The organism is Enterobacter sp. Li2LvB3 (assembly GCF_056156645.1).
The window spans coordinates 37,453-51,790 of the sequence record NZ_JBSICG010000003.1 but is presented as its reverse complement, the minus strand read 5'-3'; the positions used below and the strand labels follow the sequence as shown (position 1 = coordinate 51,790).

Here is a 14,338-nt window from a genome sequence, read left to right as displayed (position 1 = left end):
AGAAAGGAAGAGACAATGAATCACTACACACGCTGGCTTGAGCTAAAAAAAGAAAACCCGGGTAAGTACGCGCGTGACATCGCAGGCCTGATGAATATCAGTGAAGCCGAGCTGACCTTTGCACGCGTGGGACATGATGCATGGCGGCTACACGGAGAAATTCGTGAGATCTTAGGCGCACTGGAAACCGTGGGTGAAACCAAGTGCATCTGCCGCAACGAATATGCCGTTCACGAGCAGGTTGGCGCCTTCACCAACCAGCACCTCAACGGCCACGCCGGGCTGGTGCTGAATCCGCGTGCGCTGGATTTACGTCTGTTCCTGAACCAGTGGGCGAGCGTGTTCCATATCAGCGAAACCACTGCCCGTGGTGAACGTCAGAGCATCCAGTTCTTCGACCATCAGGGCGACGCGCTGCTGAAGGTGTACACCACTGATAATACTGACGTCTCTGCATGGGGGGATGTGCTCACACGCTTTATCTTTGCCGATAACCCACCTCTGGCACTGAAAGCCGCTGAACTGCCTGTTCATGCTGAAAACGCCGACGGTGCTCTCGTGGATAAAGAGTGGCGCGCCATGACCGACGTCCATCAGTTCTTTACCCTGCTGAAACGCCATAATCTGTCCCGCCAGCAGGCCTTCCGCCTGGTGGGTGACGATCTGGCGTGCAAGGTCGATAACCGCGCGCTGGCGCAACTGCTGGATACTGCTCACCAGGACGGCAACGAAATTATGGTATTTGTCGGCAACCGCGGCTGCGTGCAGATCTTCACCGGCGCAGTGGAAAAATGGGTACCGATGAAAGGCTGGCTGAACATCTTTAATCCAGCCTTTACCCTGCATCTGCTGGAAGAGACCATCGCCGAAACCTGGGTGACCCGCAAACCCACCGCTGACGGCCATGTGACCAGCCTGGAGCTGTTTGCCGCCGACGGTACACAAATCGCACAGCTGTATGGTCAGCGTACCGAAGGTGAACCTGAACAAAGCCAGTGGCGCAGCCAGATTGATGCCCTGACACCAAAAGGGCTGGCCGCATGAAAAAATGGTTCGCCCTGCTCAGCGCCTTACCGCTGGTAGCGTTTGCCGCCACGCCTGAGAGAGTGGTCACGCTCGGCGGCGATGTCACGGAGATTGTCTATGCGCTGGGTGCGCAATCGTCGCTGGTCGCACGCGACAGCACCAGCCAGTGGCCGCAGGCGGCAAACGACCTGCCGGATGTGGGGTATTTGCGCCAGCTTAATGCCGAAGGGATTTTATCCATGCGCCCGACGCTGGTGCTGGCAAGCGCGCAGGCACAGACTTCTCTTGCCTTAGAGCAGGTCGAACAAAGCCATGTGAAAGTCGTCACCGTACCCGGCAGCAATGACCTGAGCGTGATTGATGAAAAAGTCCGGGTGATTGCGCAAGCCACTCACCAGCAGGCACAGGGCGAGATCCTGCGCGGCAAGCTGCGTCAGGCGTTAGCGGCACTGCCCACGACACCGCTTAACACGCGTGTGCTGTTTATCCTCAACCATGGCGGCATGACCGCAATGGCGGCAGGACAACAGACCGGGGCCGATGCCGCCATTCGCGCCGCAGGGTTGCAGAATGCCATGCAGGGCTTCACCCGCTATCAGCCACTCTCTCAGGAAGGGGTTATCGCAAGCCAGCCCGATCTGGTTGTTATTTCGCAAGACGGCGTGAAAGCGCTCGGCGGTGAAGAGAATCTGTGGAAGCTGCCAGGTCTGGCGCAGACACCGGCAGGGCGTAACAAGCAGGTGCTGGCTATTGATGATATGGCGCTGCTGGGCTTCAGCGTGCGCACGCCACAGGCCATTCAGCAGTTGCGCACTAAAGCAGAGCTACTGCCCTGATGACCCGGCGTATCACACTCGCACTGTGTATGCTGGCCATGGCGCTGCTGGTGATGACGCTTCTGGCAACCGGTTTTGGCGCGTTGCGTCTGCCGGTAAGCCTGCTGTGGAATAACAGCGATGACGCGCTTCGTCAGATCTGGCTTACCATCCGTCTGCCCCGCGTGCTGCTGGCACTGGTGATTGGTGGTTCGCTGGCGCTGGCGGGCTGTGTGATGCAGGGGCTTTTTCGCAATCCACTTGCTGACCCGGGCCTGCTTGGGATTAGCAGTGGTGCTGCGCTGGCCGTTGCGCTGTGGGTGGTTATCCCGCTTTCACTGCCGGCCCTGGTGATGTTATACGCGCCCATGCTCGCGGCATTTCTCGGTGCGCTGGCGGCAACCGTGGTGATTTTCCTGCTCAGTCAGCAGCGGGAAAGCTCACTGTCGCGGCTGCTGCTGGTGGGCATTGCCATCAACGCGCTGTGCGGCGCGGCGGTGGGGGTACTTTCCTGGATCAGTAACGATGCCCAGCTTCGCCAGCTGTCGTTGTGGGGAATGGGCAGCCTTGGGCAGGCCCAGTGGTCAACGCTTCTGGCCGTGACCTCGCTGATGGTACCCACGGTATGGATTATCTGGCGCCTTGCGACTGCGCTCAATCTGCTGCAACTGGGTGAAGAAGAGGCGCATTATCTCGGGGTCGATGTGAAGGTCGTTCAGCGCGTTTTACTGCTGTGCAGCGCGTTGCTGGTGGCTGCGGCCGTTGCCATCAGTGGCGTTATCGGCTTTGTCGGGCTGGTGGTGCCGCATCTGATTCGAATGTGGCTCGGCGCCGATCACCGGGCGGTGATCCCCGGTTCCGTGCTGGCAGGGGCATTTTTACTGTTGATTGCCGATACGGTTGCGCGAACCCTGGTTGCTCCGGCGGAAATGCCGGTTGGGCTACTGACCAGCATTCTTGGCGCGCCCTGGTTCCTGTGGCTTATTTTCCGTCGGGGAGGCCAGCATGGCTGATTGTTTTAGCGCTGAAAATCTCACCTTCAGCGTGCCTCACCGCACCCTGATTAATGACGTATCCCTTTCGTTACCCCGGGGTGAGCTGGTGGCGCTGATTGGCCCTAACGGCGCAGGGAAATCGACGTTATTGCGCCTGCTCACGGGTTATCTCAAACCTACAAGCGGGCAATGCTTACTGGCCGGAAAACCCCTTCACGCATGGCACCCGGAAACATTATCGCGTCGCCGGGCAGTGATGCGACAGCAGACACAGCTTGGCTTTGACTGGCCTGTAGAAGCCGTAGTGGGAATGGGGCGCGCGCCCTGGACACGTCATCCTGAAGCAGCGCTGGTGCGTGAGGTGATGCAGATAACGGGTTGTTTACCGCTCACCGGGCGGCAGTTCGCAGCGTTGTCAGGGGGAGAACAGCAGCGCGTGCAGCTTGCCCGCGCGCTGGCGCAGTTGTGGTGTGACGACGAGCCAGGCGGCTGGCTGTTTCTGGATGAGCCAACCTCGGCGCTGGATCTTTACCACCAGCAGCACCTGCTGCGTCTGTTGAAAACCTTAACCGGCCGGGGAAAATTACACGTTTGTGTTGTTCTGCACGACCTGAATCTCGCCGCGCTGTGGGCGGATCGGGTCGTGTTATTACATAACGGGCAGATAGTTTCCCACGGCACGCCGGAACTGGTCTTGCAGGCCGACACGCTGGCGCGCTGGTATGGCGCGCAGGTTCACGTCGGCAAGCATCCGGCTCACCACGCACCGCAGGTTTTTCTCACCCCTTAGCTTGAGCAACTGACTTCCAGCCGCTTGCCCCAGTCAGGTGGGCGGCTGACATAATCATCATCCCTGTCGGCAAAAGGTGTACGCAACGCCGAGTGCAACCGATGCAGCTCCGCGTATTCGCCCTGCTCTGCCTGTTCAATCGCCCGCTGCGCCAGCCAGTTGCGCAAGACCATCGCCGGGTTAGCCGCATTCATTTGCGCCTGACGGGTTGCATCATCCACATTTTCGCGCTGCAAACGCTCACGATACTGCCGGTACCAGTCATCAAAAGCCGGGCGGTCGATGAACTCATCGCGCAGCACAGAAGCGCTGCTGTGCTGCTCCGTCTGGCCCAGAATCCGGAAGGTACGGGTGTAATCACTGCCCTCACGCGCCATCAGCGAGAAAAGCCCGTTCAGGATGTCGTTGTCGCCCTTCTCTTGTGTTACCAGCCCCAGTTTCCCGCGCATTAATACCCCGTATTCGCGCAGCAGAACCTCCTGATAGGTATCGAGCGCATCGTTGAGGGCATCAACATCGATAAACGGTGATAAGGATTGCGCAAGGCGCTGCAAATTCCACAGCCCTACCGCCGGCTGGTTGTCGAAGCTGTATCGCCCCTGGTAATCGGAGTGGTTACAGATATAACCCGGCTGATAATCATCAAGGAAGCCGTACGGGCCATAGTCAAAGGTCAGCCCCAGGATGGACATGTTATCGGTATTCATCACGCCATGCGCAAACCCCACGCTTTGCCAGCGGGCGATCATCGACGCGGTGCGCGCCACCACATCACAGAACCAGAGGCGGTATTTATCCTCCTCGTCCTGCAATGCGGGCCAGTGGCGGCGAATGGCGTAATCAGCAAGCTGGCGGACCTTGTCCGGCTCACGACGATAATAGAAATGTTCGAAATGGCCAAAACGCAGGTGGCTTTGCGCAACGCGCATCAGCATCGCCCCCTGCTCCATCGTTTCTCGCGCGACAGGCGTGTCGCTAGTCACGATTGATAATGCCCGTGTGGTGGGGATCCCCAACGCGTGCATCGCTTCCGACGCCAGACACTCGCGAATGGTTGAGCGCAGCACCGCGCGGCCATCGCCCATCCGGGAATACGGGGTAAGACCCACACCTTTCAGATGCCAGTCGAATGATTGTCCATCGGGAAGTTGTTGTTCACCCAGCAAAATGCCTCTGCCATCACCCAACTGACCCGCCCAGACGCCAAACTGGTGTCCGCTGTAAACCTGGGCCAGGGGTTTCATGCCTGGGAGCAGCGTTTCGCCGCCCCAGACGCCAGCACTTTCGGAAGGCTGGAATAACGCAGCCGGAACGCCCAACGTATCGGCAAGCAGGTCGTTATGCCAGATCAATCGGGCATTTTGTAATGGGGTTGGATTGAGCGCGGTATAAAAGCCGGGCAACTCGTCATGCCAGTGTGCAGTAAAAGACAGGGTCATAAGTCCTCCTGCTTTTAGTGTAGAGGGTTTACCTGGACTTAAACACGGGCGAAAACAAGGGTTATCACTGAACAAGCTGGGTGACATGTTCCGCCGTGACTGCAGGCCAGAGTGCGCCCAGCATTGCGCCGAACTCAAATGGCATCACGCGCTGCAATGTTCCGTGGTCATCGATACCTGCCACAATCACCGACTTGCAGTGTGGTGTTATTTGCCAGAGGATCGCACGCATAAATGGCTCAAATGACAACTCGGTTACGCGCTGTTGAATAAAGCTTCTGTCGATGATCACACGTTTAAACAAACCGTCATAAACAGGCTTCAGCGAAGCGGCCCCGGCACCAAAATTGGCCAGCGCCAGCGGATAACGGATCGCCATCCTTGCCATCTCCAGATCGTCCTTCCCGTTATTTAAACCCGGATAATTCTCATTAACGGTAAACTCCAGAAATGGGAAACGTTCGATTATTGAAACAGCGTTTTCATTTGTTAATAAAAACTCAACAATTGCAGGTGTAATATTAATCCATGCAATAAGTTGATGCTGAATAAAGAACAGTTTGCATGTCGCGAGCAGTTGCAGTTTTTCCTGAAACAGCGCGAGCTCTTCCGTAGGTGAAAGATGTGGGATAACAAGTTCAGTGGGGATTCGTACGTTTGTATCCACGCCAACAAAGTTAACCATAATTTCTAAAGCTTTAAGTTCCCCGGCACTATTACGTGCAGGGCAAAGTAAAAAATCAGACTGGTAAGCATTATCTAACGTGATAATCATTGCGCTCGCCCCGCTTTAAAGATGATAGAGGACATCCTGGAGCAATTGCTGACACAATTCCACTGTATTGATTTTAATAAGATTAATTTCATTAGTTCCGTATTAATTTTCAGATTTATCCCTGAATCTAAAATAATCTTATCCTGGTTACTCGTTAATAGCCAGTTTTAGATAAAACAGACACATACAGACATAATTAATTCGGCATGAATTTAACTTTAATCAACATATATCTGAAACTCAGGCGCGTTTTTTTAGCCAGTGCGCGCCAGGAAACTGACATGTTCAACGTTGCTAAATACGCCTGGCTTGCCAGAAATTTTTGCGCCAGTAAACATTATCGAGAGATGAACGCATCACCCCGCGACTGGTTGAGGCATGAATGAACTGGTTATCCGTATCATAAATGCCAACATGAAGGCCGCTTTCACCCGAGCCTGTTTTGAAAAATACGAGGTCGCCAGGCAGTAAATCGTCCTTATCAATTTCAGTGCCGATTTCAGCCTGTTTACGCGTTTCACGTGGCAGCTGTAAATCAAACTTATCGCGAAACGTCATGAGCACAAAACCCGAGCAATCCACACCACCACGGCTCATCCCACCGTAACGATACGGCGTACCGCGCCAGTTGCTCAGCTGATCGTTAAGGCTGGCAATGACCGTAATGGAATCAGACAATCGCGCATTTGGTGGCGGTGCTCGATGGCTACTGCATCCCGCAAGAAATAACGCCGCTGCAAGGAGAAACCAGAATCGCATTTCAGACGAATCCTCTGCTTTTATTGTTCTTTTCGTAATTTAGCGTGCAATTGTGCAACCGCGCAAGAAACGGTTACTCCTGAGTCGTGGAAATCAGCATCTTATGTCCTTCGATATCCAGTCTGCGAAAATGCATGTTATAGGCGCTGGCCAGATGAGGAGGCGTCAGTACGCTATCCCGCGCGCCGCTGGCAATCATTTTCCCCCGAGCCAGCAGCCATACCCGGTGGGCATGGCGTAGCGTATGGTTCAGGTCGTGGCTGCTCATGATCACAGCGATACCCGCACGGGAAAGTGAGCTCAGGATGTTGTCGAGCGCAGCCTGTTGAGCGACATCCAGGCTGCTCATTGGCTCGTCCAGCAACAGCAAACATCCATGAGGATTGCCTGCCGGATGGATTTGAAGAATAACGGCCGCCAGACGCACACGTTGCCACTCGCCGCCAGAAAGCTGGCTGGCATTTCGCGACAGTTTGTCCTCTAAGCCCAATGCCGCCGCCACCTCTTCGAGAAGCGCTGTGTGGCTTTTATCATGCAGATGCAGCGTAAGATAGTGCCAGACCGGCATCGCAAACGGCGGGACTTGCTGTTGCACTAAATAACCCCGCCGGTGCGCCAGTGACACAGGTGACCATTCGGCAAGAGAGTGCCCCAGCAGGGTTATCTCGCCTTGTCCGCTGGTCAGCCCCGCGATGCGCGCCAGCAGCGTGCTCTTTCCTGCGCCATTCGGCCCCACAAGATGCAGGATCTCTCCTGCATTGATTGCAGCGCTCATCGGCTCAAGACGTCCTTTTTCAGCCACATCCGTAAGCTGCATCAGCAAGGTCATTAGTGAGCCAGCGCCTTTTTAATCGCGTCAGTCACTACGGCGTCTTCCGGCGTCATATCCGGTGAGAAACGCTGTACAACCTCTCCATCACGGCCTATCAGGAATTTTTCAAAGTTCCACAGGATATCGTCCGGGTAGAGCGGCGCACGTCCTTTACTGGCCATACGCTCGTAGAAACCACTGCCCTGCGGGGCAACTGCGGTCGGTGCAGCAGAAACCAGTTTTTCATACAGAGGATGACGGTGCTCGCCATTGACATCAATCTTGCTGAACAGCGGGAAGGTCACACCATAGGTGGTACTGCAAAATGTTTTGATCTCTTCTTCGCTGCCCGGCTCCTGCCCCAAGAACTGATTGCAAGGGAACCCAAGCACGGTAAAGCCTTCGTTCTCCCAGTTTTTTTGCAGCGCTTCAAGCTGCTCGTACTGCGGCGTCAGGCCACATTTAGAGGCCACATTCACCAGCAGCAAAACTTTGCCCTTGTAGCCCTCAAGCGTTGTCTTTTCGCCGTCAATGGTGGTCACTTCGGTATTCAGAATATCGTACTGCATAGCATCCCCTCAGTTTATCCCGTGGTTGGGTAGATTTAACGTCCGGCTTTTAATAGTAGCCAGATAAATACTGGCGCGCCTAGCGTGGCGGTTACCACACCAATTGGCAATTCAGCGGCAGTCAGTGCAAGCCTGGCGATAATGTCAGCTACCAGCAGCGTCGCCGCACCGGCTATGGCCGCGCTTGGGAGTAACGTGCGATGGTCCGTGACTCCGCAAAGTCGTAGCATGTGCGGGATGACAAGGCCAATAAAACCAATCGCGCCGGCCAGCGCCACACTCACCCCTACCATCCAGCCAATGGCAATGACCAGCACATTGCGCCATAAGTTCATCGACATGCCGAGCTGACGGGCAGAGGTTTCGCCCAGTGCAAGGATGTTCAGTGGTTGCGCCTGGCAGCACGCCCAGGTTATCACCGGGATAAGCAATACCATCAGCCATCCCTGACGCCAGTCAACACCGCCAAACCCGCCCATCATCCAGTACATTAGCTGGCGTAAATCAAATGAGGTGGAAAAGTAGACCGCCCAGGTCATCAGCGCGCTGCAAATGATCCCCAGCGCAACCCCTGCCAGCAACAGACGGCTGGTCGATAGATGACGTCTTGCGAAGCGCAGGAGTATCACGGTAATGATTAGCGCACCGACAATGGCGCTCAGGCTAACGCTCCAGGCAGAAAGCTCGCCGCCCCCCAGCATAACCGCCGCAATCAGCCCAACACCGGCCCCATTCGATACCCCCAGCAGCCCCGGCTCCGCCAGCGGGTTTTCAAACAGAGCCTGCATCATGGTGCCACAGAGCGCCAGCGCCGCACCAACGAGGATCACCGCCAGGGTACGCGGCAGACGGATTTGCCAGACAAATAGCTGCCCGTCTGCGCCAAACCAGCTTTCCGGCCCCAGCCACCGGTCGCCCGCGCACAGGCTGACGGCTGCGGCAACAAGGAGCAGCAGCACAAGAATAAGCAAGCGGCGCAGGTCGTATTGGCGCTGGCGATGAGCGAAGTCAGGCATAGACATGATTTTATCAGGATGAGATGTAATTGATTTTACGGTGGGTTTACAGGAGAGCAAAGAAAAAAGGCCGCGAATGCGGCCTTTTTAGTTAGTTCATATTACTCTGCTTTGGGCGTTGCGTTTTCGACACGGCTTTTTAACTTCTGGCCGGGTCTGAAGGTCACCACGCGGCGGGCTGTAATGGGAATATCTTCCCCCGTCTTCGGGTTGCGGCCCGGACGTTGGTTTTTGTCTCGCAAATCAAAATTGCCAAAACCGGAGAGTTTTACCTGCTCGCCGTTTTCCAGAGCGCGACGGATCTCTTCGAAAAACAACTCTACCAACTCTTTGGCATCCCGTTTGCTAAGCCCAAGCTTATCAAACAGATATTCTGACATTTCAGCTTTTGTAAGCGCCATAGGTTCAATCCCTCAATGAGGCCTGGAATCGCTCTTTTAATGCCTCTACACATTTGGCGACGGTAGCGGCAATCTCCTCTTCTTCGAGTGTACGGCTGGTATCCTGAAGGATAAGGCTGATAGCGAGGCTCTTGAAACCTTCTGCTACGCCCTTGCCGCGGTACACGTCAAATAAGTTTACGCCAACTACCTGATTTACGCCAACTTTCTTACATTCGACCAAAATATCTGCTGCGGGAACGTTTTCAGCGACCACAACCGCGATATCACGGCGGTTCGCCGGGAAGCGTGAAACATCCTGCGCCTGAGGAATGACGCGGTCTGCAACCGGATTCCACTCCAGCTCGAACACGATGGTACGGCCATTCAGATCCAGTTTGCGCTCCAGCTCAGGGTGAACAACACCAATGAAACCAACGCGTTTGCCATCTAAATAAATGGCAGCACTCTGGCCTGGATGCAGGGCCGGGATGGATTCCGCACGGAATTCAATTTCAGATAATTTACCGGTCAGATCGAGAATCGCTTCCAGATCGCCCTTCATATCGTAGAAATCAACCGTCCCTTTTGCCAGGTCCCAGTGTTCTTCATAGCGGTTGCCGCTAATGGCGCCAGCCAGCATGAGATCCTGACGGATGCCTAAATTTGCCTGATTATCTGGTACAAAGCGCAATCCACTCTCGAAAATGCGCACGCGGTTTTGCTGACGATTCTGGTTATAAACGATAGTCCCGAGCAGACCCGTCCACAAGGACAGACGCATCGCTGACATTTCGCTTGAAATTGGGCTTGGCAGGATGAGTGCTTCCTGAGCCGGGTGGATCCACTGCTGTACCTTCGGATCAACGAAGCTATAGGTGATCACTTCCTGGTAACCTTTGTCGTTGAGCATGGTTTTCACACGCTTCAGGGACAGGTCGGCTTCACGGTGAGAGCCCATCACCAGACCTGCCTGTACCGGCGCGTCCGGGATGTTGTTGTAGCCGTAAACACGCGCCACTTCTTCCACCAGGTCTTCTTCGATTTCCATATCGAAACGCCATGATGGCGCAACAGCCTTCCACTCGTCCTGACCTTCGGTGACGTCGCAGCCCAGACGTTTAAGAATGTCGCTAACCTGCGCATCTTCCACATGGTGGCCAATCAGACGATCCAGCTTGCTGCGGCGCAGGGTGATGGTTGCGCGTTTCGGCAGAGTGGCTTCGTTTGTGACATCAATAACCGGGCCAGCATCGCCGCCACAGATATCGATCAACAGGCGCGTTGCACGCTCCATTGCCTTGTATTGCAGTGCCGGATCAACACCACGCTCATAACGGTGAGAGGCGTCGGTATGCAGGCCATGGCGACGTGCACGGCCCGTGATAGACAGCGGGCTGAAGAAGGCGCATTCCAGCAGCACGTTCTGCGTTTCGTCATTCACACCGGAATGTTCGCCACCGAAGATGCCGCCCATCGCCAGCGCTTTACCATGATCCGCAATCACCAGGGTGTCAGCGTTCAGTTTTGCTTCGCTGCCGTCCAGCAGAACCAGGGTTTCGCCCTCTTTCGCCATACGCACAACGATACCGCCTTCGATACGATCTTTATCGAACGCGTGCATTGGCTGGCCCAGCTCCAGCAGAACGTAGTTAGTTACGTCTACAACCGCATCAATGGAGCGAATGCCGCAACGACGCAGCTTCTCTTTCATCCACAGTGGGGTTGGCGCTTTAACATTAATACCTTTCACGACACGACCCAGATAACGCGGGCACGCATCGGCGGCTTCAACCTGAATCGGCAGAGTGTCGGTGATGGTGGCAGCAACCGGGGCAATTTCTGGCGCATTCAGTTCGGTCTGGTTCAGCACAGCAACATCGCGCGCTACGCCGATAATACCCAGGCAATCTGCACGGTTCGGAGTCACGCTGATTTCGATGGTGTTGTCATCGAGTTTCAGGTATTCGCGAATATCAGTACCGATTGGCGCATCCAGCGGCAGCTCAATAATGCCGTTGTGATCGTCGGAAATACCCAGCTCAGAGAAAGAACACAGCATCCCTTCTGACGGCTCACCGCGCAGTTTTGCGGCTTTGATTTTGAAATCACCTGGCAGTACCGCACCAACAGTTGCCACAGCAACCTTCAGCCCCTGACGGCAGTTTGGCGCGCCACAGACGATATCCAGCAGGCGTTCGCCGCCCACGTTCACTTTTGTTACGCGCAGTTTGTCTGCATTAGGATGCTGACCACATTCGACCACTTCCCCTACAACCACACCGTTAAAGGCACCTGACACTGGCTCAACGCCGTCAACTTCCAGGCCTGCCATGGTGATTTGGTTGGAAAGCGCTTCGCTATCGAGAGAGGTGTTCACCCATTCGCGTAACCACAGTTCACTGAATTTCATTATTCTGTCCTGCCCTTATTTAAACTGTTTGAGGAAACGCAGATCGTTTTCGAAAAATGCGCGCAAATCGGTTACGCCATAGCGCAGCATGGTCAGACGCTCCATGCCCATACCGAAGGCAAAGCCAGAGTAGACTTCAGGATCAATGCCGACATTACGCAGAACATTTGGGTGCACCATACCGCAGCCCAGCACTTCCAGCCATTTGCCGTTTTTACCCATCACGTCAACTTCCGCAGAAGGTTCGGTGAACGGGAAGTAGGACGGACGGAAACGTACCTGCAAATCTTCTTCAAAGAAGTTATTCAGGAAGTCGTGCAGCGTCCCTTTCAGGTTGGTAAAGCTGATGTTTTTATCAACGATCAGGCCTTCCATCTGGTGGAACATTGGGGTGTGCGTCTGGTCGTAATCGTTACGATAAACACGGCCTGGCGCGATGATGCGAATTGGCGGCTCTTGATCTTTCATGGTGCGGATCTGAACGCCTGAAGTCTGGGTACGCAACAGACGCGTAGCATCGAACCAGAAAGTGTCGTGGTCAGCACGTGCCGGATGATGGCCAGGAATGTTCAGGGCATCGAAGTTGTGATAGTCATCTTCGATTTCCGGGCCAGTCGCCACGGTAAAGCCGAGCTCACCGAAGAAACTTTCAATACGGTCAATGGTACGGGTAACCGGGTGCAGACCGCCGTTCTCAATACGACGACCAGGCAGTGAAACATCGATGGTTTCTTCAGCCAGACGCGCGTTCAGTGCCGCATTTTCCAGCGCGGATTTACGCGCATTCAGTGCCTGCTGTACCTGCTCTTTAGCTTCGTTAATCACCGCACCCGCTGCCGGACGCTCTTCTGCTGGCAATTCACGCAGGGTAGTCATTTGAAGGGTCAGGTGCCCTTTCTTACCCAGATATTCGACGCGGACGTTGTCTAACGCGGCAACATCTGAGGCCTGGTTAATGGCGGCCGTTGCACTGGCAACCAGCTCTGCGAGATGTGACATGGTTTTCCTCATTATGTCGGTGCAGACACCGATTTGGTGGACTTAATCTCTCGAATTTAGACACAAAAAAAGCCTCCATCAGGAGGCTTATTCGGCGCTGTTTTTCGTTTCATCTTTCACGCGCTAGCCTCCTGATATCAGGTGCTAAAGTAAAAGAAGAAGCGGAAAATAGCAGCATTCATGCTTGCGTTACCTTATAGGTTTAGAGCCGTTAAGACCTTATTGAAAAGCCTGGACGGGTAAAAGTCAATGTTCTGATAAGGTTAAAACAAAAGAGGGAGCAAAGCCCCCTCTCTCAACTGGCTTACGCCAGTGCTGCTTTCGCTTTTTCGACCAGAGCGGTGAACGCTACTTTGTCGAATACTGCGATGTCAGCCAGGATCTTACGGTCGATTTCAACAGAGGCTTTTTTCAGGCCGTTGATGAATTTGCTGTAAGAAATACCGTTCTGACGTGCTGCTGCGTTGATACGCGCAATCCACAGTTGACGGAACTGACGCTTACGTTGACGACGGTCACGGTAAGCGTACTGACCAGCCTTGATAACAGCCTGGAAGGCAACGCGGTATACGCGTGAACGCGCACCGTAGTAGCCTTTAGCTTGTTTCAGAATTTTTTTGTGACGTGCACGAGCAATTACACCACGTTTTACGCGAGCCATGTGAGCTCTCCTGTATCTATATTCTTAGTAAAAAAAATTAAACGTTAACGGCTTATGCGTACGGCAGGCACGCGATAACCAGACCCAGATCGCCTTTAGACACGAGGCCTTTTGGACGCAGGTGACGTTTACGTTTAGTAGATTTTTTGGTCAGAATATGACGCAGGTTTGCGTGCTTACGCTTAAATCCACCACCACCGGTTTTTTTGAAGCGCTTAGCAGCACCGCGTACGGTCTTAATTTTTGGCATCTTAATAACTTCCACTTCGCATTGTTAAATAAACGAAACATAGGCGAGCAAAACCTATGAGGCCCGAAGGCTCCACAGATTTTGCTGCTTGAAGGCCTTACTGTTTCTTCTTAGGAGCGAGCACCATGATCATCTGGCGGCCTTCGATCTTCGTAGGGAAGGATTCGACTACTGCCAGTTCACTCAGATCGTCACGGACGCGGTTAAGCACTTCCATACCAATCTGTTGGTGGGCCATCTCACGACCGCGGAAACGCAGTGTGATTTTGGCCTTATCGCCATCTTCCAGAAAGCGAATCAGGCTGCGGAGTTTTACCTGATAATCGCCATCGTCGGTACCAGGACGGAATTTAATTTCCTTAACCTGGATAACTTTTTGCTTTTTCTTCTGTTCCTTAGAAGACTTACTCTTTTCATAAAGGAACTTGCCGTAGTCCATAATACGACAAACTGGCGGTTCGGCGTTAGGGCTGATTTCAACTAAATCTACTCCAGCTTCTTCAGCTTTTTCGATCGCTTCTCTCAGACTCACAATCCCCAGTGGCTCACCTTCCAGATCTGTTAAGCGAACTTCCTGGGCGCGAATCTCGCCATTGATACGATTCGGACGTGCCGTTTGAACTCGTTTTCCGCCTTTAAT

At 54.2% G+C, this 14,338-nt stretch carries 17 protein-coding genes and 1 other annotated feature; of the genes, 4 read left to right on the top strand and 13 right to left on the bottom strand.

Features of this window, described 5'->3' with window-relative positions; translation table 11 throughout:
- The first annotated feature begins 15 nt into the window (after window positions 1-15).
- From chuS to ACS603_RS03210, 4 genes are read left to right on the top strand one after another with little or no spacing between them, the layout of a single operon-like run.
- Window positions 16-1,044, top strand: coding sequence for a hematinate-forming heme oxygenase ChuS (chuS, locus tag ACS603_RS03225; protein ID WP_474943754.1), 1,029 nt, complete (start codon window positions 16-18; stop codon window positions 1,042-1,044).
- Window positions 1,041-1,862, top strand: coding sequence for a heme/hemin ABC transporter substrate-binding protein (locus ACS603_RS03220; RefSeq protein ID WP_474943753.1), 822 nt, complete (start codon window positions 1,041-1,043; stop codon window positions 1,860-1,862). Before chuS ends, ACS603_RS03220 begins: the two co-directional genes overlap by 4 nt.
- On the top strand, window positions 1,862-2,854 hold the full coding sequence (locus ACS603_RS03215) for a FecCD family ABC transporter permease (RefSeq protein ID WP_182060716.1): 993 nt from the start codon (window positions 1,862-1,864) through the stop codon (window positions 2,852-2,854). The genes ACS603_RS03220 and ACS603_RS03215 overlap by 1 nt, the downstream gene beginning before the upstream one ends.
- On the top strand, window positions 2,847-3,626 hold the full coding sequence (locus ACS603_RS03210; RefSeq protein ID WP_474943752.1) for a heme ABC transporter ATP-binding protein: 780 nt from the start codon (window positions 2,847-2,849) through the stop codon (window positions 3,624-3,626). The genes ACS603_RS03215 and ACS603_RS03210 overlap by 8 nt, the downstream gene beginning before the upstream one ends.
- On the opposite strand, the gene selO is transcribed toward ACS603_RS03210, so the two are convergent.
- The 13 genes from selO to infC all read right to left on the bottom strand — a co-directional run bounded on the left by selO (window position 3,623) and on the right by infC (window position 14,338).
- Window positions 3,623-5,065 (bottom strand): protein adenylyltransferase SelO, encoded by a 1,443-nt coding sequence (gene selO, locus ACS603_RS03205; RefSeq protein WP_474943751.1) that lies wholly within the window; start codon window positions 5,063-5,065, stop codon window positions 3,623-3,625. The two genes, ACS603_RS03210 and selO, sit on opposite strands and share 4 nt — an antisense overlap.
- 64 nt (window positions 5,066-5,129) lie before the next feature.
- Window positions 5,130-5,840 (bottom strand): EAL domain-containing protein, encoded by a 711-nt coding sequence (locus tag ACS603_RS03200; protein WP_474943750.1) that lies wholly within the window; start codon window positions 5,838-5,840, stop codon window positions 5,130-5,132.
- A 294-nt stretch (window positions 5,841-6,134) separates the two neighbouring features.
- A complete protein-coding gene (locus ACS603_RS03195) occupies window positions 6,135-6,599 on the bottom strand; it encodes a C40 family peptidase (RefSeq protein WP_014069907.1) in 465 nt (154 codons plus the stop codon).
- A gap of 73 nt (window positions 6,600-6,672) precedes the next feature.
- Complete coding sequence (gene btuD, locus ACS603_RS03190; RefSeq protein ID WP_474943749.1) at window positions 6,673-7,428, bottom strand: vitamin B12 ABC transporter ATP-binding protein BtuD; 756 nt, start codon at window positions 7,426-7,428, stop codon at window positions 6,673-6,675.
- Complete coding sequence (locus ACS603_RS03185) at window positions 7,428-7,979, bottom strand: glutathione peroxidase (protein WP_182060711.1); 552 nt, start codon at window positions 7,977-7,979, stop codon at window positions 7,428-7,430. The genes btuD and ACS603_RS03185 overlap by 1 nt, the downstream gene beginning before the upstream one ends.
- 35 nt (window positions 7,980-8,014) lie before the next feature.
- A complete protein-coding gene (gene btuC / locus ACS603_RS03180) occupies window positions 8,015-8,995 on the bottom strand; it encodes a vitamin B12 ABC transporter permease BtuC (protein WP_474943816.1) in 981 nt (326 codons plus the stop codon).
- Between the two features lie 101 nt (window positions 8,996-9,096).
- On the bottom strand, window positions 9,097-9,396 hold the full coding sequence (gene ihfA, locus ACS603_RS03175; RefSeq protein WP_003857805.1) for an integration host factor subunit alpha: 300 nt from the start codon (window positions 9,394-9,396) through the stop codon (window positions 9,097-9,099).
- Window positions 9,397-9,400: 4 nt separating this feature from the next.
- On the bottom strand, window positions 9,401-11,788 hold the full coding sequence (gene pheT / locus ACS603_RS03170; RefSeq protein ID WP_474943748.1) for a phenylalanine--tRNA ligase subunit beta: 2,388 nt from the start codon (window positions 11,786-11,788) through the stop codon (window positions 9,401-9,403).
- Between the two features lie 15 nt (window positions 11,789-11,803).
- Window positions 11,804-12,787, bottom strand: coding sequence for a phenylalanine--tRNA ligase subunit alpha (gene pheS, locus ACS603_RS03165; RefSeq protein WP_014069902.1), 984 nt, complete (start codon window positions 12,785-12,787; stop codon window positions 11,804-11,806).
- 62 nt (window positions 12,788-12,849) lie between these two features.
- Window positions 12,850-12,974: a sequence feature (Phe leader region), on the bottom strand.
- On the bottom strand, window positions 12,925-12,969 hold the full coding sequence (gene pheM, locus ACS603_RS03160; RefSeq protein ID WP_001386830.1) for a pheST operon leader peptide PheM: 45 nt from the start codon (window positions 12,967-12,969) through the stop codon (window positions 12,925-12,927). (Overlaps the previous feature by 45 nt.)
- A gap of 117 nt (window positions 12,975-13,091) precedes the next feature.
- Window positions 13,092-13,448, bottom strand: a complete 357-nt coding sequence (rplT, locus tag ACS603_RS03155; RefSeq protein ID WP_000124850.1) for a 50S ribosomal protein L20 — start codon at window positions 13,446-13,448, stop codon at window positions 13,092-13,094.
- 52 nt (window positions 13,449-13,500) lie between these two features.
- On the bottom strand, window positions 13,501-13,698 hold the full coding sequence (gene rpmI, locus ACS603_RS03150; protein ID WP_003030583.1) for a 50S ribosomal protein L35: 198 nt from the start codon (window positions 13,696-13,698) through the stop codon (window positions 13,501-13,503).
- Window positions 13,699-13,795: 97 nt separating this feature from the next.
- On the bottom strand, window positions 13,796-14,338 hold the full coding sequence (gene infC / locus ACS603_RS03145; RefSeq protein WP_014069901.1) for a translation initiation factor IF-3: 543 nt from the start codon (window positions 14,336-14,338) through the stop codon (window positions 13,796-13,798).

Coding starts and splice junctions, on each gene's coding strand:
- chuS (WP_474943754.1), top strand. CDS start 16: ATGAATCACTACACACGCTGGCTTGAGCTAAAAAAAGAAAACCCGGGT.
- rplT (WP_000124850.1), bottom strand. CDS start 13,448: ATGGCTCGCGTAAAACGTGGTGTAATTGCTCGTGCACGTCACAAAAAA.
- selO (WP_474943751.1), bottom strand. CDS start 5,065: ATGACCCTGTCTTTTACTGCACACTGGCATGACGAGTTGCCCGGCTTT.
- btuD (WP_474943749.1), bottom strand. CDS start 7,428: ATGACCTTGCTGATGCAGCTTACGGATGTGGCTGAAAAAGGACGTCTT.
- pheT (WP_474943748.1), bottom strand. CDS start 11,788: ATGAAATTCAGTGAACTGTGGTTACGCGAATGGGTGAACACCTCTCTC.
- btuC (WP_474943816.1), bottom strand. CDS start 8,995: ATGCCTGACTTCGCTCATCGCCAGCGCCAATACGACCTGCGCCGCTTG.
- ACS603_RS03220 (WP_474943753.1), top strand. CDS start 1,041: ATGAAAAAATGGTTCGCCCTGCTCAGCGCCTTACCGCTGGTAGCGTTT.
- rpmI (WP_003030583.1), bottom strand. CDS start 13,698: ATGCCAAAAATTAAGACCGTACGCGGTGCTGCTAAGCGCTTCAAAAAA.
- ACS603_RS03195 (WP_014069907.1), bottom strand. CDS start 6,599: ATGCGATTCTGGTTTCTCCTTGCAGCGGCGTTATTTCTTGCGGGATGC.
- ACS603_RS03215 (WP_182060716.1), top strand. CDS start 1,862: ATGACCCGGCGTATCACACTCGCACTGTGTATGCTGGCCATGGCGCTG.
- ACS603_RS03210 (WP_474943752.1), top strand. CDS start 2,847: ATGGCTGATTGTTTTAGCGCTGAAAATCTCACCTTCAGCGTGCCTCAC.
- pheS (WP_014069902.1), bottom strand. CDS start 12,787: ATGTCACATCTCGCAGAGCTGGTTGCCAGTGCAACGGCCGCCATTAAC.
- ACS603_RS03200 (WP_474943750.1), bottom strand. CDS start 5,840: ATGATTATCACGTTAGATAATGCTTACCAGTCTGATTTTTTACTTTGC.
- ihfA (WP_003857805.1), bottom strand. CDS start 9,396: ATGGCGCTTACAAAAGCTGAAATGTCAGAATATCTGTTTGATAAGCTT.
- ACS603_RS03185 (WP_182060711.1), bottom strand. CDS start 7,979: ATGCAGTACGATATTCTGAATACCGAAGTGACCACCATTGACGGCGAA.